The 16,819-nt window shown below is 66.5% G+C and carries 18 protein-coding genes and 1 tRNA gene; 8 read left to right on the plus strand and 11 right to left on the minus strand.

Annotated elements, in window-relative coordinates; genetic code table 11:
• Positions 1 to 12 precede the first annotated feature (12 nt).
• From AC5QAB_RS18660 to AC5QAB_RS18675, 4 genes are all read right to left on the minus strand, one after another.
• Complete coding sequence (locus AC5QAB_RS18660) at positions 13 to 798, minus strand: hypothetical protein (RefSeq protein WP_197561576.1); 786 nt, start codon at positions 796 to 798, stop codon at positions 13 to 15.
• Positions 795 to 2,324 carry a pilus assembly protein TadG-related protein gene (locus AC5QAB_RS18665; RefSeq protein WP_227864258.1) on the minus strand — a complete coding sequence of 510 codons (1,530 nt, stop codon included), beginning with the start codon at positions 2,322 to 2,324 and terminating at the stop codon, positions 795 to 797. The genes AC5QAB_RS18660 and AC5QAB_RS18665 overlap by 4 nt, the downstream gene beginning before the upstream one ends.
• Before the next feature lie 112 nt (positions 2,325 to 2,436).
• Positions 2,437 to 2,709 carry a hypothetical protein gene (locus AC5QAB_RS18670; RefSeq protein ID WP_014036176.1) on the minus strand — a complete coding sequence of 91 codons (273 nt, stop codon included), beginning with the start codon at positions 2,707 to 2,709 and terminating at the stop codon, positions 2,437 to 2,439.
• A gap of 539 nt (positions 2,710 to 3,248) precedes the next feature.
• Positions 3,249 to 3,965, minus strand: a complete 717-nt coding sequence (locus AC5QAB_RS18675) for an OmpA family protein (protein WP_230374590.1) — start codon at positions 3,963 to 3,965, stop codon at positions 3,249 to 3,251.
• Here AC5QAB_RS18675 and AC5QAB_RS18680 point away from each other — a divergent pair.
• Positions 3,939 to 4,148: a hypothetical protein gene (locus tag AC5QAB_RS18680; RefSeq protein ID WP_238381416.1), complete on the plus strand. Its 210-nt coding sequence runs from the start codon at positions 3,939 to 3,941 to the stop codon at positions 4,146 to 4,148. The two genes, AC5QAB_RS18675 and AC5QAB_RS18680, sit on opposite strands and share 27 nt — an antisense overlap.
• 152 nt (positions 4,149 to 4,300) lie before the next feature.
• Here the strand turns inward: AC5QAB_RS18680 and AC5QAB_RS18685 are convergent, their stop codons facing one another.
• Entirely contained in the window at positions 4,301 to 4,630 is a 330-nt protein-coding gene (locus tag AC5QAB_RS18685) for a hypothetical protein (protein WP_126411778.1), read from the minus strand.
• A gap of 493 nt (positions 4,631 to 5,123) precedes the next feature.
• Positions 5,124 to 5,216, minus strand: a tRNA-Ser gene (locus AC5QAB_RS18690).
• 143 nt (positions 5,217 to 5,359) lie between these two features.
• Here AC5QAB_RS18690 and dnaX point away from each other — a divergent pair.
• The 4 genes from dnaX to AC5QAB_RS18710 all read left to right on the plus strand — a co-directional run bounded on the left by dnaX (position 5,360) and on the right by AC5QAB_RS18710 (position 8,862).
• Positions 5,360 to 7,426: a DNA polymerase III subunit gamma/tau gene (dnaX, locus tag AC5QAB_RS18695; RefSeq protein ID WP_495233548.1), complete on the plus strand. Its 2,067-nt coding sequence runs from the start codon at positions 5,360 to 5,362 to the stop codon at positions 7,424 to 7,426.
• Between the two features lie 6 nt (positions 7,427 to 7,432).
• Positions 7,433 to 7,753, plus strand: coding sequence for a YbaB/EbfC family nucleoid-associated protein (locus AC5QAB_RS18700; protein ID WP_005408298.1), 321 nt, complete (start codon positions 7,433 to 7,435; stop codon positions 7,751 to 7,753).
• Between the two features lie 82 nt (positions 7,754 to 7,835).
• Complete coding sequence (gene recR / locus AC5QAB_RS18705; protein WP_014646178.1) at positions 7,836 to 8,435, plus strand: recombination mediator RecR; 600 nt, start codon at positions 7,836 to 7,838, stop codon at positions 8,433 to 8,435.
• Between the two features lie 67 nt (positions 8,436 to 8,502).
• Entirely contained in the window at positions 8,503 to 8,862 is a 360-nt protein-coding gene (locus tag AC5QAB_RS18710) for a histidine triad nucleotide-binding protein (RefSeq protein ID WP_014646179.1), read from the plus strand.
• Positions 8,863 to 8,965: 103 nt separating this feature from the next.
• Here AC5QAB_RS18710 and AC5QAB_RS18715 read toward each other — a convergent pair whose 3' ends face one another.
• The 4 genes from AC5QAB_RS18715 to AC5QAB_RS18730 are packed head-to-tail and all read right to left on the minus strand — an operon-like array spanning position 8,966 to position 13,332.
• Positions 8,966 to 9,493, minus strand: a complete 528-nt coding sequence (locus AC5QAB_RS18715) for a Slp family lipoprotein (protein WP_014036182.1) — start codon at positions 9,491 to 9,493, stop codon at positions 8,966 to 8,968.
• A complete protein-coding gene (locus AC5QAB_RS18720; RefSeq protein WP_495233549.1) occupies positions 9,490 to 11,439 on the minus strand; it encodes a transglutaminase TgpA family protein in 1,950 nt (649 codons plus the stop codon). The genes AC5QAB_RS18715 and AC5QAB_RS18720 overlap by 4 nt, the downstream gene beginning before the upstream one ends.
• On the minus strand, positions 11,432 to 12,355 hold the full coding sequence (locus AC5QAB_RS18725) for a DUF58 domain-containing protein (protein WP_495233571.1): 924 nt from the start codon (positions 12,353 to 12,355) through the stop codon (positions 11,432 to 11,434). The genes AC5QAB_RS18720 and AC5QAB_RS18725 overlap by 8 nt, the downstream gene beginning before the upstream one ends.
• Positions 12,356 to 12,378: 23 nt before the next feature.
• Entirely contained in the window at positions 12,379 to 13,332 is a 954-nt protein-coding gene (locus tag AC5QAB_RS18730; protein WP_032958559.1) for an AAA family ATPase, read from the minus strand.
• Positions 13,333 to 13,374: 42 nt separating this feature from the next.
• On the opposite strand from AC5QAB_RS18730, the gene AC5QAB_RS18735 reads away from it, so the two are divergent.
• Positions 13,375 to 15,210, plus strand: coding sequence for a glycosyltransferase family 39 protein (locus AC5QAB_RS18735; protein WP_197606096.1), 1,836 nt, complete (start codon positions 13,375 to 13,377; stop codon positions 15,208 to 15,210).
• A gap of 103 nt (positions 15,211 to 15,313) precedes the next feature.
• Here the strand turns inward: AC5QAB_RS18735 and AC5QAB_RS18740 are convergent, their stop codons facing one another.
• Positions 15,314 to 15,883, minus strand: coding sequence for a Maf family protein (locus AC5QAB_RS18740; RefSeq protein ID WP_014646184.1), 570 nt, complete (start codon positions 15,881 to 15,883; stop codon positions 15,314 to 15,316).
• Positions 15,884 to 15,996: 113 nt separating this feature from the next.
• On the opposite strand from AC5QAB_RS18740, the gene AC5QAB_RS18745 reads away from it, so the two are divergent.
• Positions 15,997 to 16,506, plus strand: a complete 510-nt coding sequence (locus tag AC5QAB_RS18745) for a YceD family protein (RefSeq protein ID WP_164166527.1) — start codon at positions 15,997 to 15,999, stop codon at positions 16,504 to 16,506.
• A gap of 107 nt (positions 16,507 to 16,613) precedes the next feature.
• Positions 16,614 to 16,808, plus strand: a complete 195-nt coding sequence (rpmF, locus tag AC5QAB_RS18750; RefSeq protein WP_004154640.1) for a 50S ribosomal protein L32 — start codon at positions 16,614 to 16,616, stop codon at positions 16,806 to 16,808.
• The last annotated feature ends 11 nt before the right edge of the window (positions 16,809 to 16,819 follow it).

Below are 16,819 nucleotides of genomic sequence, written 5' to 3' on the forward strand. Positions count from 1 at the left end.
TACCTCAGCAGGTCATCGTTGGGAGGACGGTTCGCTCGGTACCTCGAGGTCGCCGCGTTCAAAGGGTTGGCCCACCGTCATGCGCTGCGTGGTCAGGCGGGTGCCATTGCCGTCGAGGGGTTCCTGCTCCAGGACAATGGCGTAGCGGCTCGGCCGGTAGTCGTTCAGTGCACCGGGGGTGAAGCCCCAGCTGGCACCAGCCGACCACACGCACTGGCTGAACCGTCCATTCTCGTCCTTCCACACGTTGCACGGCTGGCCAGCGACCCTGCGGTTGCCCGCGCGCTGGAAGCCCGGCGAGGCGCTGCCTTCGTCGGCTTCGGCGGCAAAGCGGGTGAGCCCGTCGCTGTCGGCGGGGGACTGGCTACGCTCTCCCGTTGCCAGATCGACCTGCTCCACGCCGGAGGCGCTCTGGGTCTCCTGCAGGCCGGTAGCCTCCAGCCGGAACTGGCAGCTGGTCGCAGGGCCATCGTTGAGCAGGCGCCACTCGCGGGTACGGAACACTTCCTCTTTGCTGGAAAGCCAGGCTTCGTAACGAACGGTTCCCAGGCGGGCGACATCGGCGTCATCCAGTGCGCGGGTCGGCAATCCTGCCGCCTGGCAGTCGCTCAGTGCCTGCTGGTAGCTGGTGCGCGCCGCGTTGCGTCCATCCACCAGGGTTTCGGCAATCTGGTCAAGATGGATGCCCGGCATGTTCCTGGCAGCGGCGGGCTCGCCGTTGTCCGCCGCGCTGCCACAGCCGCTGATCAGCAGTGTGGCGATCGACAGGTGCAGGCGATTGAAAACAGCAAACGTCATGGCATCAAGGCTCCGGCTGCCGCCAGGGCAGCCTTGGTGGTGGCATCGGTCTTGACCAGTCGTGCCTGCCAGTAAGGGCTGAACAGGTTTCCGGTTTCACGCTTGCGGTCATCGCGGCTGAACATGCGCAGCTGCACCGGGCGGTCGAAGAACACCTGCGCGGAGGAAAGTGCGGCGATCTTGTTGTTGGCCATCCTGTCCGGCAGTTCCATCTGCGAGCCGGCCGGGGCGCCGATGCCGGCGCCGGACGTGGTGCGCGCGCTGGTGCCGGCGGTCTCGGCATAGATGGTGAAGACCGGGCCGACCTTGTCGCGGTCACGATCATTCTCGGCGTAGGGCTGCAGTGCCTGCCCGGCCTTGACGTCGTGATAGTCGCGCAGGCCGTTGTAGCCGGTGAAGAAGGCCTTGCGATGCTGGCCATTGGCGAAGCGCACGTTGGCATCCTGGCTGCGGTCGACAATCCACGCCGCGCCACGATTGCGGCGCACCGCTTCGCCATACGGGCGGTAGCGGCGGCGGTCCCAGTCCGAGTACCAGCCGTTGCCGTTGCCGAAGCCGTTGAGGAAGCGCTGGTTGCGATAGCTTTCCACGGCCTGCGCACCGCCCCAGCCGACTGGAATATCGATATCGGAAAGCGGCCATGGCAGCGGAAGCTCGACGGCCATGGTGTCCAGCGCTGCCCATCGGTTGTAGTCGACCATGTCGGTGCCGCCGGACTGCACCAGGAAGCCGAGGAAATCATCGCTGCGGCTCTTGCTGAAGCCATCACGCGACTGCATCACCACATTGCGGAAGCGGTCGGCGCCCTGGCGCTGCGTGGCCGAGCCACCGTTGGCGGTACGGGGAATGCTGTAGCGCTGCAGCAGCCGGTTCTCGGCCGTGGCCAGTTGCGTGCCGAGCACCGCGGTTCCGATGGTGCCCAGTTGTGCCTGCGGTGAGTTCCGCTGCAGCACATCCTTGGCGATGGTGTAGCTGTCCAGCCGCGATACGCCCTCGATGACGAGCTGCACCGAGGCGGCGAACATCATGTTGAGCTTGTCGATGGCGATGATGGCCGCCTGCGCGACAGGCTGGAACGCCTGGCGGGTGACCTTGAGAATGCGTTCGGCGACCTTGAAGGCGGTTGCCAATGCCTTGAACACCACGCCGATGTAGGGAATGGCGGAGAGCACATCCAGCGTGGTGCGGATGACGATGGAGGTGGTGTGCATCTGGTTCAGCCACGAATAGAGGCTGATCGTCTGTGCCACGGCCACTTCGTTGGCAACGCGGGCACGGTTCATGTAGGCCGCGTAGTTCAGTGCGCGTGCCTGCTGGATCGCAACGCTGTAGGCGGCGGCGTCGGCCGCATTGACCAACTCCACCTTCTTGTTCACCACCTGCCCTGTGTTGAACAGCAGGACAATCCCGATGCATAGAACCAGAATCAGTGCCAACCCGAGAACCATTGCTTGGCCGGCGACCGTTCGGTGGCTGGAAACGCCCCGGGCCGCACGGCTTCGTGCCAAAGCCAATGCGCTGCGCATAACGAATTCCTGGGCCGGAGGCCATGGCTGCCCGTCGCGCGCCGCGTGCGGTGCGCGCAGGGAGATTATGCTGGGAGGGCCCTGGCGGCTTCATGCCGCCAGGGCTGGGGTATTACTTGTTCTTGTACGCGTCCATGCCCTTGGTCTTGTCAGCTTCCTGCTGGGCGCTGTTGGCCTGGTTCTTGGCGCGGTTGATCGACTGCGTCGCGCTCTGGCCGGAAAGTTCTTTCGACATGCCTGCCACCTGGCTGCGAACCGTGCCTCCGAAGAAGGTGACGGCTCCGATCGCGGCGATGGCGATCAGCGCGGTGATGATGATGTACTCGGTCATGCCCTGACCGGCCTGCTTACGGGAAAAACGGATGTGACGACGGCTGCGTTCCATGTATTTCCTCCTTGATGGCAGGAATCCTCCCGGGTGTGCGGGATATTCGGCGTGTCCGCTGGGGGATCCTGATTAATGGCAGGGCGAGGTAAAGACAGGAAGCTCACACCCTGGTTCGTCGAAAATTTGTCGCTTGTTCGAGAACGGGGCCAAGCCTATCGACAGAAAATTGACGATACAAGTCAGGTTTTTCCGATATGCAATGAAATATTTGAAAATGTGATGCACATTGCAGATTAACAATTGTCTGCACATAATCACGTCAAATTTGAGCTAGATGCACCGCTTTTCGTTAAGGAAATTAACACTTAACTGACATATTTGTGTCACGCAGGCGGCTTGTGGTGCCGGAATATTGGCGCGCTACAGAGGGCGCGTGCACGGCCTGCTTCTTGTTCGAATGGGATGAGAGATCCGCGTGTTTTTATCTCGTTGCATCCGCGGCAAAACAAATGACCGTGCGGCGCGGAAAAGAAAAAAGCACATGCAGGGCATGTGCTTTTTCCGGAGCGCTTCAACGCAGTAACGTCGTGGTGATATCAGCGCTTGACCAGTTCCACGCGACGATTGGCGCGACGTCCTTCTTCGGTTGCGTTGTCGGCGACCGGCTGGCTCTGCCCATAGCCTTTCGCGCTCAGGCGTTCGGCTGCGATTCCACCGCCGACAAGACGCGTGCGCACCGACTCCGCACGCGCCTGCGAGAGCGTCTGGTTGTGCGATTGGCTGCCGCTGTTGTCGGTGTGTCCTTCAACGGAAAGGCGAAGCTGTGGGTCGGCCTTCAACAGCTGGGTGACCTGTGCGATCTGCGGTTCCGAATCGGGCAGGATCTCGGCGGCGTCGGTTGCGAAGTTCACCTGGATGGATACCTTGCCACTGCTGTCCAGTGCCTGTTTCAGCGTGTCCGCTTCAATGACCTTGGCCGTGATCTGCACCGGTTTTGTCTCTGCGACGAGCAGGCCGCCGGAGTTTCCACCCGAGCCCAGGTGGATCCAGATATCGCGATCTTCGCGATGGATGACATAGGTTTCTGCGGGTTCGTTGTAGATGTCGCCGATGCCGCCGACATAGGTGGTCGCCGCCTTGCTGTTGCCGATGTCACGCGATGCATCGGCCGGTATGGTGCCGGAGAAAATGCGCTTGCCCCCCAGGGCCTCGACCAGGCTCTGTACATTGCGGCTGAGCTCCAGCTGCGAATAAGGGTGATCGCTGCTGCTCTGCAGGACCGAAGAATGAACCTTGCCTTCAATCCATTCCACGCGATCGCCGGTCCAGAACGGTACGCGATCGAATTCGCTGTCTACGACGTCCTGGCTGGTGTAGCCCTGCGGCAGTCCGAGATAAGGGAAGCTGCCGATCGTTGCCTGCGATACGGGCAGCTCGGCAACATTGAACGCTGCGGCCTTCTGGCTTCCATCCGTGGCCGCAGCCGCCTGCGGTGATGGTTCGGCTGCGGTGCTGGAAGGTGCGGCCGAGGAAGCGCCACCCTCTGCAGGCGCTTCGCCAGCGCGCTTGCAGGCACCCAGTGCCAGTACCAGGCTGGCGGCCAACAGGCTCGCGCGCACTGCGGACATCGTCGATCCGTGCTTCTGCGTCATGAACGCACCTGCTTCATCAGTTCGTTGCAGACTTCGCTGGTGGGCTTGTACTGGCCCTTCTTCCAGGCATCGGTGATCTTCTTCTGTGTCTGCGCTTCGGCCGTGTCATAGGCCTGGTCGAAGCCTGCTTCGGCGCCGAACACGGTTTTTGCCTGTGCCTTGTGGCTTGCGCGCAGCTTGGCGGCCTGTTCCGGGGTTGCGCCGCACGCCAGGGCATTGCCTGCATGCGTGCCTCCCAGTGCGCCGAACTGCGCCGCACCGCCGCCCTGTGCGACTGCGGTGCCGCTGCCGATCAGCAAGGCGGAGGTGATCACTAGCTTCGTCATGAAATACCGCATGTTGATGTTCCTCATCCGGCCCGATAGCGGGCATCAATCCCCTGTGGCCCGAGCATAGCAACAGGCAGTGAGTGCCAGCGTGTCGTTGCATCGCCACGGCACGGCCAGTGGTCAGGGCGTGGACAGGAAGCGCGGGGTGCCACGACGTGGGGCAGATCCTGTCGTTGGACGGCCATCGAACGTGGAAGCGGGACGGTCGACCAGGCATCCCCGCACGGCGGAAACCCATTGATGGATCTGGAGCAACAAGCCCCTCTGTTGAGGGCTGCCCCGACAGGGGCGGGGAGAGGCCGGCGGAGAGAGGGGGATTGTCGGGTGCATCCATGCACCCGATCCCGGTGCGCGCTGCGCCCCGGGACCCGCCTTCGGCGGTCCGGTTCTGCTCCTGCAGAACCGTCGAACCCCGGCAGGGCTTCTCTCGCCCGATGCTCTCCGCCAGCCAAATAAAAAAGCCGCCCAGAGGGCGGCTTCTTCATTTGTCTGGCGGAGAGAGGGGGATTCGAACCCCCGAAGCGCGGTTTAGACGCTTACACACTTTCCAGGCGTGCTCCTTCAACCACTCGGACACCTCTCCGGATCCCTGCCATCGGCAAACGCCTCAGCAGGGGCGCAGATTCTAGCGGGCGGCGCGGCCGGACACAAGCACCCTGATCAGGGGCGCATCCAGCGGCATCGTTGGCGAGGGGGCTGGACAGGCATGGCACAATGGAACATCCGATGGAAAACGGTGGCCTGATGTCCTATCTCGTCCTTGCCCGCAAGTGGCGTCCGAAGCGTTTCGCCGAGCTGGTGGGCCAGGAACACGTGGTCCGTGCGCTCAGCAACGCGCTGGACAGCGGCCGGGTCCACCACGCGTTCCTGTTCACCGGCACCCGCGGCGTGGGCAAGACCACCATCGCGCGCATCTTCGCCAAGTCGCTGAACTGCGAGCAGGGCACCAGCGCCGACCCGTGCGGCCAGTGCGCGGCCTGCCTGGACATCGACGCCGGCCGCTACATCGACCTGCTGGAAATCGACGCCGCGTCCAACACCGGTGTGGATGACGTGCGCGAGGTGATCGAGAACGCGCAGTACATGCCCTCGCGCGGCAAGTACAAGGTCTACCTGATCGACGAAGTGCACATGCTGTCCAAGGCGGCGTTCAACGCGCTGCTGAAGACGCTGGAAGAACCGCCGGAACATGTGAAGTTCCTGCTGGCCACCACCGATCCGCAGAAGCTGCCGGTCACCGTGCTCAGCCGCTGCCTGCAGTTCAACCTCAAGCGCCTGGATGAAGACCAGATCCAGGGCCAGATGACCCGCATCCTGGCGGCGGAAGCGATCGAGGCCGATGGCAGCGCCATCGTGCAGCTGGCCAAGGCCGCCGATGGCAGCCTGCGTGACGGCCTGTCACTGCTGGACCAGGCGATCGCCTATGCCGGCGGCGCGCTGCGTGAGGACGTGGTGCGCACCATGCTGGGTACCGTGGACCGCACCCAGGTGGCGGCGATGCTCGATGCGCTGGCCGACGGTGATGGCCCGCGCCTGCTGCAGGTGGTAGCCGCGCTGGCAGAGTTCTCGCCGGACTGGAGTGGTGTGCTGGAAGCGCTGGCCGAAGGGCTGCACCGCATCCAGGTGCAGCAGCTGGTGCCGGGCGCTGCCGCGGCGGAAGGTCTGGATGTCGCCGTATTCGCCGAGCGCCTGCGCCCGGAAGTGGTGCAGCTCTGGTACCAGATGGCCCTGAATGGCCGCCGCGACCTGCCGCTGGCACCCAGCCCGCGCGCGGGCTTTGAAATGGCCGTGCTGCGCATGCTGGCGTTCCGTCCAGCCGCAGCGGTACCGCCGGTGCCGAAGGCCGTCGACGGTGCGTTGGGCGGCACGCCGGGTGGCAACGCTGCCGGTGGTGGCGCCGGTACCGGTAGCCGCGATGCGACGCCGGCCGCTGCTGCCGCTTCGGGCAGCCCGGCGGTAGCGGCGCAGGCAGCCGCGCCGGTGCAGGCCGCGCCGCGCGAACCTGAACCCGAGCCCGAACCGGCCCCGCAACCGGAACCAGATCCGACGCCGGAGCCCGAGCCGGTTCCGGTGGAAGAGCCCGTGTCGCCGCCGCCGGTGAAGGCTGAGCCACAGGTGCCGGCGCCTGCCGTCACTGCAGAGGCAGGCGACGACCTGCCGCCGTGGGCCACTGACGAAGCCGAGGCGCGTGACGAGGCATTGGCGGCCGAGATGTCCGGCCCGGACGCCGCCATGGCTGCGCCCTGGCACGAACCGCCGGCTCCCGTCGCGGCTCCCAGCGAGCCTGCGCCGCCCGAGCGCCCGTTCCGCGCCGAAGGCATTGCCATTGCGCCGGCCGAACATGCCAAGCCGGCCCCGGCGCATGCCGCCGCGCCGCAGGAAGGTGTCAGCGAGCTGGCCACGGCCGAAGACTGGCTGGACCTGGTCGCCAACAGCGGCCTGAGCGGCCCCTCGCGACAGCTCGCCGCCAACGCCGCGTTCATCAGCTGCCAGCACGGGACCTTGAAACTGGGCCTTTCGCCCGGATTTGAATACCTGCGCTCGGAGCGCGCGCTGGCTGCCCTGGGCGAGATGCTGCAGAAGGCCCTCGGCCAGGCGCCGAAGATCGTGGTCGAGACCGTGGAAACCGAACACGTTCCGGCCGAGACCCTGCATCAGCGGGCCGACCGCCAGCGTGGCGAGCGGCAGCAGGTGGCAGAGGCCGTTTTCATGGACGACCCGGAAGTGCAGGTGCTGATCCAACAGCACGGCGCGCGGGTTGTTTCCGATTCCATCCGTTCTTTTGACGAGTAAGACACCATGCGCGGAAACATCGCCCAACTGATGCAGCAGGCCCAGAAGATGCAGGAAAACCTGCAGAAGGCCCAGGAAGAAATCGCCAAGATCGAAGTGACCGGCAGTGCCGGCGGCGGCATGGTCAGCGTGACCCTGACCGGTGCCAAGGAATGCCGCAAGGTGCGCATCGACCCGTCGCTGACCAGCGACCCGGAGATGCTGGAAGACCTGATCGCCGCCGCCTTCAACGACGCTTCGAACAAGATCGACGCCGAGTCGAAGTCGAAGATGGGTTCGGCCACCGCCGGCATGCAGCTGCCGCCGGGCATGAAGCTGCCGTTCTGATTGCCAGCGTGGCACCCGTGCAAGCGGGTGCCACAGAATCTGTAGCTGTCGAGCCTGCTCGACGCCATGAAAGCATGCCGCCGTGTCCGCACCCCTGCTTGAACAATTGATCGACGCACTGCGGGTGCTGCCTGGCGTGGGCCAGAAGACCGCACAGCGCATGGCCTACCACCTGCTCGAGCGCGAGCGCGAAGGTGGCCAGCGACTGGCCGAAGCCCTGGCGCTGGCGGTGGAGCGCATCGGCCACTGCGCGCAGTGCCGCGACTTCAGCGAAACCGAGCTGTGCCCGACCTGTGCCAACAGCAGCCGCGAGCGCAGCCAGCTGTGCGTGGTCGAATCGCCGGCCGACCGCCTGGCCATCGAAAACGCCACCGGCTTCCGCGGTGTCTACTTCGTGCTGCAGGGCCGGCTGTCGCCGCTCGATGGCATCGGCCCGCGCGAGCTGGGCCTGGAGCAGCTGGAGCAGCGTCTGGCCGACGGTGAGGTGCAGGAGCTGATCATCGCCACCAGTGCCACCGTCGAAGGCGAAGCCACCGCGCACTACCTGGCGCAGCTGGCGCGCGCGCGCAAGGTGCAGCCCAGCCGCCTGGCACAGGGCCTGCCGCTCGGTGGCGAGCTTGAATACGTTGACCGCGGCACGCTGTCGCACGCGTTCGGAACGCGCAGCGAATTCCGCGATTGAGCGCCACCCGGGCATCGCCCGGCGCGGCCGGCCTACAATGCGGAAGACACTCCCGCCGAGGCCGACCATGAGCAACGAAACCCTCTTCAGCAAGATCATCCGTCGCGAGATCCCGGCCACCATCGTCTACGAGGACGACGAGGTGCTGGGCTTCAAGGACATCGCACCGCAGGCGCCGGTGCACGTACTGTTCATTCCGAAGAACGAGATCATCCCGACCCTGGACGACCTGCAGCCGTCGCAGGCGCACCTGATCGGGAAGCTTGCCCTGGCTGCCGCCGAATATGCGCGCCGCGAAGGGTTCGCGCAGGACGGCTACCGCATCGTGATGAACTGCCGCGAGGATGCCGGGCAGACCGTGTTCCACATCCACATGCACCTGCTGGCCGGTGCGCCGCTGGGGCATTTCGGTACGCCGGGGCGCTGAGCGCCTGGCATCCACCATTGCCCGCAGTGGATCCATGCGATGCGTGGATGAAAAAAAGGCCGCCCGAAGGCGGCCTTTTTCGATCACGCATGGCCGGTGGCGATCACCACCAGCCCCAACGGCCGTAACCACCCCAGTACGGGCCATACGGGCCCGGGCCCCACGGGCCATAGGGGTAGGGCACCACATCGACCTGGCGCTGTTCCGGCCACAGGTAGATCACATCGGCCGACAGCTTCGGCAGGCGATAGTCGTACTCCCCGATGCGGGTGTTCTGGTAGCCGTCGATCTTGCCGATGAAGGTCACGTCGCGGCCGGCTTCAAACACGGCCGGGTCGTAGAAGCCGGCGCGGCAGGCAATGAAGCGGCCGTCGCTGGCGTCGGACGAGGTGGTGTTCGGGCGGCCACTGGCGTTGAGGGGGCGCGAGATCATCTGGAAGCAGGTCTCGCCCTGGCCGGGCTTGGTCTCAATGATGCGACCACCCCATCGGACCGGCGTGCCGACCTGCTGGGTGGCGACCGAGTCGCGCGGGGAGACCAGGCTGAACTGTCCCTGCAGCGGCTTGGGGGCCGTGGCGCAGGCCGACAGGGCCAGCGTGGCCACAGCGGTGAGGAGGAACTTGGTGTTCATGGGGAGGCTCCGGAAGTCGGGCGATGCCTGCGCAGGTCCCGCAATAATGAAGCGAGGTCGGTGCAAGTTCCAGCGTAACGCGCGTCGGCGAAACGCTGGCTGAGTGCCAGCAGGGCGGGGTCGGGGCGCACGGCGTGTACCCGTCGTGACCAGTCGCATGCCGTCTCGTGGGGTACGCGGGCCAGGCCAAGGCGTGCATAGCGCCGCCCCAGCCGGTGCCAGGCGCGCAGCAGCGGGTCGCGCTCGCGCTCGCCGCGGGCCAGCAGCCAGGCCATCCATGCCAATGCCAGCAGTGCGGCGACCACGAAGCCGGCCACCAGCTGCGCCGGCCCGAGATCATCCAGCCCGAACGGCCTGAGCAGCTGCTGCTGACGGCGTGCGTCGAAGGAAAGCACCAGGTCGTTCCAGCCACGGCGCAGCCAGTCACCCATCTGCCCCAGCTGCAGCCAGCGCTGCTGCAGCGGGGTGTCCGTGCCGGCCTGCAAGCGGTCGTCCAGCGTGTCCAGGATGCGTTCCGGTGCCACGGCCGCAGTCGGGTCGACCCGGACCCAGCCGCGCTGGGGCAGCCAGACTTCGGCCCAGGCGTGGGCGTCCATGCGCCGCACTACCCAGTAGTCCCCGATGCGGTTGCGGGTGCCACCTGCGAAGCCGGTCACCACCCGGGCCGGAATGCCGGCGTTGCGCATCAGCACCACGAAGGCCGAGCTGAAGTGCTGGCAGAAGCCGGCCTTGTAGTTGAACAGGAAATCGTCGACCGGATCGCGCCCGGCCACCGGGGTATCGAGCGTGTAGGAGAAGTCGCGGGTGATCCACTGCAGCGCTCGGCGGACGATGGCTTCGTCATCGTTGCCGGCCTCCTGCCGCCATTGCCGTGCCAGCTGGGCGGTGCGCGGATTGAAGCCGGGGGGAAGCTGCAGCGCGGCACGGCGCAGGTAGGGCGACAGATCGGTGTCGAACCGTTGCGGAGGCGCCGAATGCAACCGCCAGCGGCTGAGCGCGGACAGCGTGCGGTCGCTGCGCAGGCTCATGTCCGCATCGAAACTGCTGCCTTCCGGTGCGCGGCTGGGCAGGTCCAGGGCCACCAGCAGGCGACGGTCGGTGGGTTCGTAGTCGATCTGGTAGTCCCATCCCTGTGCGGTGGCTTCGACCACGGGGGCGGGGCGCCGGGCCGTCGCGCGATCGCGGCTCCAGCGGTGGCCATCGAAGGAAGTCAGCACCGGGCCGCGCCAATAGCGCTGCGTGGGCTCGGGCACCGCGCCGAAGAACTGCACGCGCAGCGCCGGGGTATCGTCGGCCATCAGGTCCAGCCATTGGTCCGGCGCCATGCTGTCAGCCAGGCCGGGCGTACCCACCGCTCGTTCGGGTACGCCCCACAACGGCGTGGACAAGCGCGGGAACAACCAGAAGCAGGCCAGTGCCAGCGGCAGGCCGATGCCAAGCAGGCGGCCGACGCCGCGCAGTTGACCGTGCAGTGGCAGGCGTGGGCTGCGGCCCTCGTCCTGGGCCAGGCGTTGCAGGGCCAGCAGTGCGGCAACCGCGGCCAGCGCAGCCAGTCCCGTGGTCAGCGGGCCCTGGTCGAGCAGGAAGGCCGCGAACGGCGAGAACAGCGCGAAACCGAGCAGGCTGCGCGCATCACGCAGGTTGCGCAGTTCGCTGGATTTGATGGCCAGCATCGCCGCCAGCAGCGCACAGCCGGTATCACGCCCCGGCCGCACCATGCCCATCTGCCAGACGATGGTGGCGAGCATGGCCAGCACCAGCAGCAGGCGCACCGGCATCGGCAGCACCCGCCGCCAGGAAAGCGCAGCGGTCAGCACGGCGGTGATCGCGATCACGACGGCCAGCACCGGCGGCAGCTGCAGCAGCAGTGGCAGCAGCGCCAGCGCTGCGCTGGCCAGGGTCCAGCTGCGGGCGTTGCGATCGAGCAGGACGGCAGGCTCAGTCATGGGGCATCAGCGCCAGTGCGCGCAGGCACAGGTGGTGGTGGCTGGCGCCCTGGCCGGGCCCGAACGGGGGATGGGCTGGAAGCAGCAGCGTGTAGCGCCGGCCTTCGCGCTCGGCCATGTCGACCCAGCGTGCCAACCGCGCGATGCGTGCTTCATGGCCCAGCGGCGCCAGCGTGCGCCAGTCCAGCACCACTTCGATGCCGATCGGCTTCTCGTATTCGCGTACCAGCAGGCTGTCGCGGCGTGCCGAGTGTTTCCAGGCAATGCTGCGCGGGGCGTCGCCGGCACGATAGGGGCGCAGCTGGTGCAGCTCGTCGCCACTGGTATGGGCGCGGGTGTGCAGTGGATCGCTGCCACTTTCCGGAAGGGGTGGTGCCAGTGCCTCGGCCAGTGGATAAACCAGCAGCGGCTGCTCCGGCCACACCCACGACCATGCCCGCACCAGCCCCAGAGGCTGCGTGCTGGACAGGCGGATGCGCGGCAGTTCCAGCCAGCCGCGGCGCTCGCTGGGGACATCCAGCTCCACTTCGCCGCGACCGTGTGCAGGCAGTGCGACCCACGCCTCGCTTGCGCCCAGCTGCAGGTGCAGCCCGTGGCGCGCGCGCGGGTCGCGCAACGACAGGTCCACGCGCAGGCGCAGGGGGTGCCCGGCCGGAACCGGCTCGGCGGAGATTGCATCGATCTGTATGCCGGACAGCTGCAGGTGCGCGGCAATGGCGCTGGCGATCGCTGCTGCGGCCAGCAACAGTGCCAGCAGCAGGGCCGGGTTGTTGTTGTAGTTCAATGCGCCCAGCAGCATCGCCGACAGCAGGGTGGCGACGAACAGGCCGAAGCGCGTCGGCAGTATATAGATGCGATGGCGATCCAGTCGCTGCGGCAGGGCTTCGGGCCTGCGTGGGCGTGCCAGCAGCTGCATGCGTGCCCAGCGTGTGGCCACCTTCAGTCCACCGCGACGGTCTGCAGGATCGCCCGCGCCAATGCCGGCCCGGAGCTGGATTCGGCCTCCGCCACCAGGCGATGGCCGGCCACTGCCACGAACAGGGTCTGCACGTCTTCGGGCACCACATGCCCGCGGCCGAGCAGCAGTGCATGCGCCCTGGCGGCACGCAGCAGGGCCAGCCCGGCGCGCGGTGACAGGCCCACGCGTACGCCGGCATGCTGGCGGCTGCGGGTCAACAGTGCCTGCACGTAGTCGATCAGCGCGTCGCTGGCGTGTACCTGGCCAACGGCTTCACGCAGCGCACGCACCTGGGTGTCATCCAGCTTCGGCACCGCGCGGGCGATCAGGTCGCGGCGATCGCTGCCACGCAGCAGCTCGCGCTCGGCCTGCACGCTCGGGTAGCCCATCGCCAGCCGCAGCAGGAAACGATCGAGCTGCGAATCCGGCAACGGGAAGGTGCCGGACAGGTCGACCGGGTTCTGCGTGGCGATCACGAAGAATGGATCGGGCAGTGGATGCGTCTGTCCATCCAGGGTGACCTGCTGCTCGGCCATCGCCTCCAGCAACGCACTCTGCGTGCGCGGCGGTGCGCGGTTGATCTCATCGGCCAGCAGCACGTGGGTGAACACCGGGCCGGGGTGGAACTGGAACTGGCGGCTGCCGGCCTCGTACACCGATACGCCCAGTACGTCCGCCGGCAACAGGTCGGAAGTGAACTGCACGCGCTGGAAGCTGAGGCCGAGGCTGCTGGCCAATGCATGCGCCAGCGTGGTCTTGCCCAGCCCGGGCAGATCTTCGATGAGCAGGTGGCCGCCGGAAAGCAGGGCGACAAAGGCCAGCCTGACTTCCGGCACCTTGCCCAGTACCAGTGCGTTCACCTGATCCTGTGCCTCCCGCAGGGCCTGGCGCAGTTGATCGGTTAGCATGCTGGGATTGGGGGACGAGGCTGGCATGATCGTCTCAGGTCTGGAATCCACTCGATTATCCATAGAGCAATGCAAGGCGAACAGCGCGCACGGGCAATATTTCTCTGGTTATGGACGCTGATCACAGCGGCCAAGCTGGTGGTGGCTGCACGCCTGCCGCTGTTCGTCGATGAGGCGTTCTATTGGCAGGAAGGCCAGCACCTGGCCGCCGCCTATTCCGACCTGCCGGGGTTGACAGCATGGCTTGCACGCCTGGGCGTGGAAATCGGTGGCCATCACGTGCTCGCATTGCGCCTGCCGTTCCTGGCCATCGGTGCGTTGCTGCCGTTGCTGGTGGTGCGCATCGCCACGCGCTGGTTTGGCAACGTCGCAGGGTGGCAGGCGGGCAGCCTGACCCTGCTGATGCCGCTGTCGGCCACGCTGGGCCTGCTGGCCGTGCCGGATGTGCCGATGGCGCTTGCGGCGGTGATCTGCCTGCAGGCCGGTGCGCGCCTGCTGCACAACGTGGATGCGTCGTCGGCGATGAAGCTGGCGCTGGGCCTGCTGATCGGTGCGCTCAGCCACTACCGTTTCATTGGCGTCATCGGTGTCGGCTTCATTGCGCTGCTGGCGCTGCCGCAGGGCCGCCGCATGCTGGCCGACCCGCGCGTATGGGTGGCGCTGGCGGTGGGTGTACTGGCCTGGCTGCCGTTGCTGGCGTGGAATGCGGACAACCATGATGCCGGCCTGAAGTTCCAGGTGGTCGAGCGCCACCCGTGGACGTTCGAGTGGGAAGGGCTGTGGTTCCTGGTGATCCAGCCGATGCTGGTGACGCCGATCCTGTGCATCGCGATGTGGAAGGTCGCCCTGGCGGGTACCCGCAGCGGTGGTGGTGTGCGGGTGCAATGGCGCTATTTCGGCCTGGTGGGCGGGGTGTCGACGCTGGGCATCTTCCTGCTGGGCTTCTTCACCGATGTCGAGCGGATCAGTTTCCATTGGCCGTTGCCGGGCTACCTGGCGCTGCTGGTGGCCGTGCCGGTGGTCCTCAACGGCTGGCCACGCTGGCTGCGCCGCACCGGCTGGTGGCTGGCAGCTGCAGGCACCGTACTGGCTTTCGGCTACTACCTGATGGCGTCCACGCCGGCGCTGCGCGAGCAGATGGCCGGCAGCAAGTACTACCCGCGCAACTTTGCCGGCTGGCAGCCGCTGGCCGTGGCGGTGCGCGACGAACTGCGGCAGATGCCGCCGGGCACGCGTGTGCTGGCGGGCAACTTCAAGGTCGGTGCCGAACTGGGCTTCCAGCTGGGCAACGGTGATATCGAGGTGTTGCCGCATCCGCTCAACGACAAGCATGGGCGGACCGCACAGCTGGCACAGTGGGGCCTGCTGCACGAAGGCCCGCGCAGTGCGCCGATGCTGCTGGTGCTGTCACCCAGCGACCAGCGCTACCGCGATCTGCTGGCGCGCTATCACGCCATCTGCGAGCAGGTGGGGCCGTTGCCGGCGCCGCGCGTGGTCAGCAGCGATCATGGTTTCCAGCGCTTCCTGCTGTTCCAGCTGCCGGTGCAGCGCGCGCAGGGGCCCTGCGTGACGCCGGCAATGGCTTGGCTGGATGCGCCGTCCAACGGTGAGAAGGTCTCCGGAACGCTCGCCATCAAGGGCTGGGCATTCAAGGATGGCGTGGGGTTGGCGCGCATCGAAGTGCTGGTCGATGGCCATTCGATTGGCGATGCGCGCTACGGGCGCATGTTCGACATCCGCCACACCTGGCCGGACAGCACCGATCCGCAACATCCGGCGGTGGGCTTCGACGCATCGCTGGATACCACCACGCTGGCGCCGGGGCGGCATTGGCTTGGCCTGCGCCTGCACGGCCGCGACGGCAGCGTGGAGGCGTGGCAGGAGCAGCCGTTCGAAGTTCGTTGAGGTCCCCTGGTCCTGTAGAGCCGAGCCGATGCTCGGCTGCTTCTGCTACAGATGGCGGGCAGCCTAAAAAAAAGACGGCCGAGCAAGGGCTCGGCTCTACCGTTCACGGCACCGCGAATCCAGCCCTGCGCAGCAGGCCGCACACCGCGATCAGTGGCAGGCCGACCAGCGCGGTCGGGTCGCGGTTGTCGATTGCCTCGAACAGGCTGATGCCCAGGCCCTCGCACTTGAAGCTGCCGGCGCAGTCCAGCGGCTGCTCGGCGGCGACGTAGCGGATGATTTCCTGCGGGTCCAGCACGCGGAAGCGTACTTCGGTCAGATCCAGGGTGGCGAGGGATTCTCCATCCCGCCTGAGACTGATTGCCGTGTGAAAGCGCACCGTCTGTCCGGACATTGCCGCCAGCTGCGCACAGGCCGCCTCGACCGTGCCCGGCTTGCCCAGCGGCTGACCGTTCAGGTCGGCCACCTGGTCCGAGCCGATCACCCAGGCGCCCGGATGGCGGGCGGCCACGTCGGCGGCCTTGGCGGCGGCCAGGCGCGTGGCCAGGGCCAGCGGGGTCTCGGCGCCCAGAGGGGTTTCATCCACGTCCGGGCGTGCGCAGTCGAAGGGCAGGCCCAGCCGTTCCAGCAGTTCGCGACGGTAGCGGGAGGTGGAGGCCAGGACCAGTGACATGTGACAATACCGGGGCAGGGCGCGGCAGTCTGGCCCCTCCGCGGCGCCAGCGGCAAGTCCTGCAGGGCGGACATTTGACAGCGGGCGGTGCGATCCTTAGTATTCAGCGGCTTATGTCCGCGAACGTGCCCGAAACGCTGGATGCCTGGCGGATGGTTGTAGCGCGAAGGCGCTTCGACGGTCAGGTCTCCCTGGCTGAATTGACCCGCCTGCAGGGGTTGGTCGCAGATACCGACGGCGAGTGTGTCTACTCGCTTGAATTCGGTCGCGACGACGTCTTGCGGGTATCCTATGTGGAACTGACCATCGACACCGCGCTGCCGCTGACCTGTCAGCGCAGCATGCAGCGATTCCTGTTGCCGGTGAAGGTGACCCAGAGGCTTGGCCTGATCCGCGACGAGGACGAGGAATCGTCCCTGCCGGAGGAATACGAGGCGTTGCTGGTGCCGGAAGACGGCCAGCTGCGTCCGCTGGATCTGGTCGAGGACGAATTGGTGCTGGCGGTGCCCGTGGTGCCGCTGTCGCCCGACGGTGAAGCAGTCGACAGGGACTGGGCACCGAGCGAAGAAGAAACGAAGAAGGCCAACCCGTTTGCGGCGTTGGCAGCACTGAAGAAACAATAGCAGCCGGATTGTCGTCGGCGGCTGCGGCGAAAGCGAAAGTGTGCTGGGCGCTGGCGTCCTGCGCGACGATACGACGAAGCAAATCGAACCGAGTTTGGAGCAATCCCATGGCTGTGCAGAAATCCCGTGTCACCCCGTCCCGCCGCGGCATGCGTCGTGCCCACGACGCCCTGAGCGCCAAGCAGCTGTCGACCGACCCGACCACCGGCGAAGTGCACCTGCGTCACCACATCACTGCCGACGGTTTCTACCGCGGCAAGAAGGTCATCCAGACCAAGACCTCGGCTGTCGAAGAAGATTGATGTGCCGGGAA

The organism is Stenotrophomonas sp. YJH_SMC_127 (genome assembly GCF_059372445.1).

Bases quoted from the DNA above. Each gene is read 5' to 3' on its own strand.
- AC5QAB_RS18660 (WP_197561576.1), bottom strand. From the start codon at position 798: ATGACGTTTGCTGTTTTCAATCGCCTGCACCTGTCGATCGCCACACTG.
- AC5QAB_RS18665 (WP_227864258.1), bottom strand. From the start codon at position 2,324: ATGCGCAGCGCATTGGCTTTGGCACGAAGCCGTGCGGCCCGGGGCGTT.
- AC5QAB_RS18670 (WP_014036176.1), bottom strand. From the start codon at position 2,709: ATGGAACGCAGCCGTCGTCACATCCGTTTTTCCCGTAAGCAGGCCGGT.
- AC5QAB_RS18680 (WP_238381416.1), top strand. From the start codon at position 3,939: ATGAACCTTGCCTTCAATCCATTCCACGCGATCGCCGGTCCAGAACGG.
- AC5QAB_RS18685 (WP_126411778.1), bottom strand. From the start codon at position 4,630: ATGACGAAGCTAGTGATCACCTCCGCCTTGCTGATCGGCAGCGGCACC.
- dnaX (WP_495233548.1), top strand. From the start codon at position 5,360: ATGGAAAACGGTGGCCTGATGTCCTATCTCGTCCTTGCCCGCAAGTGG.
- AC5QAB_RS18700 (WP_005408298.1), top strand. From the start codon at position 7,433: ATGCGCGGAAACATCGCCCAACTGATGCAGCAGGCCCAGAAGATGCAG.
- AC5QAB_RS18710 (WP_014646179.1), top strand. From the start codon at position 8,503: ATGAGCAACGAAACCCTCTTCAGCAAGATCATCCGTCGCGAGATCCCG.
- AC5QAB_RS18715 (WP_014036182.1), bottom strand. From the start codon at position 9,493: ATGAACACCAAGTTCCTCCTCACCGCTGTGGCCACGCTGGCCCTGTCG.
- AC5QAB_RS18720 (WP_495233549.1), bottom strand. From the start codon at position 11,439: ATGACTGAGCCTGCCGTCCTGCTCGATCGCAACGCCCGCAGCTGGACC.
- AC5QAB_RS18725 (WP_495233571.1), bottom strand. From the start codon at position 12,355: ATGCAGCTGCTGGCACGCCCACGCAGGCCCGAAGCCCTGCCGCAGCGA.
- AC5QAB_RS18730 (WP_032958559.1), bottom strand. From the start codon at position 13,332: ATGCCAGCCTCGTCCCCCAATCCCAGCATGCTAACCGATCAACTGCGC.
- AC5QAB_RS18735 (WP_197606096.1), top strand. From the start codon at position 13,375: ATGCAAGGCGAACAGCGCGCACGGGCAATATTTCTCTGGTTATGGACG.
- AC5QAB_RS18740 (WP_014646184.1), bottom strand. From the start codon at position 15,883: ATGTCACTGGTCCTGGCCTCCACCTCCCGCTACCGTCGCGAACTGCTG.
- AC5QAB_RS18745 (WP_164166527.1), top strand. From the start codon at position 15,997: ATGTCCGCGAACGTGCCCGAAACGCTGGATGCCTGGCGGATGGTTGTA.
- rpmF (WP_004154640.1), top strand. From the start codon at position 16,614: ATGGCTGTGCAGAAATCCCGTGTCACCCCGTCCCGCCGCGGCATGCGT.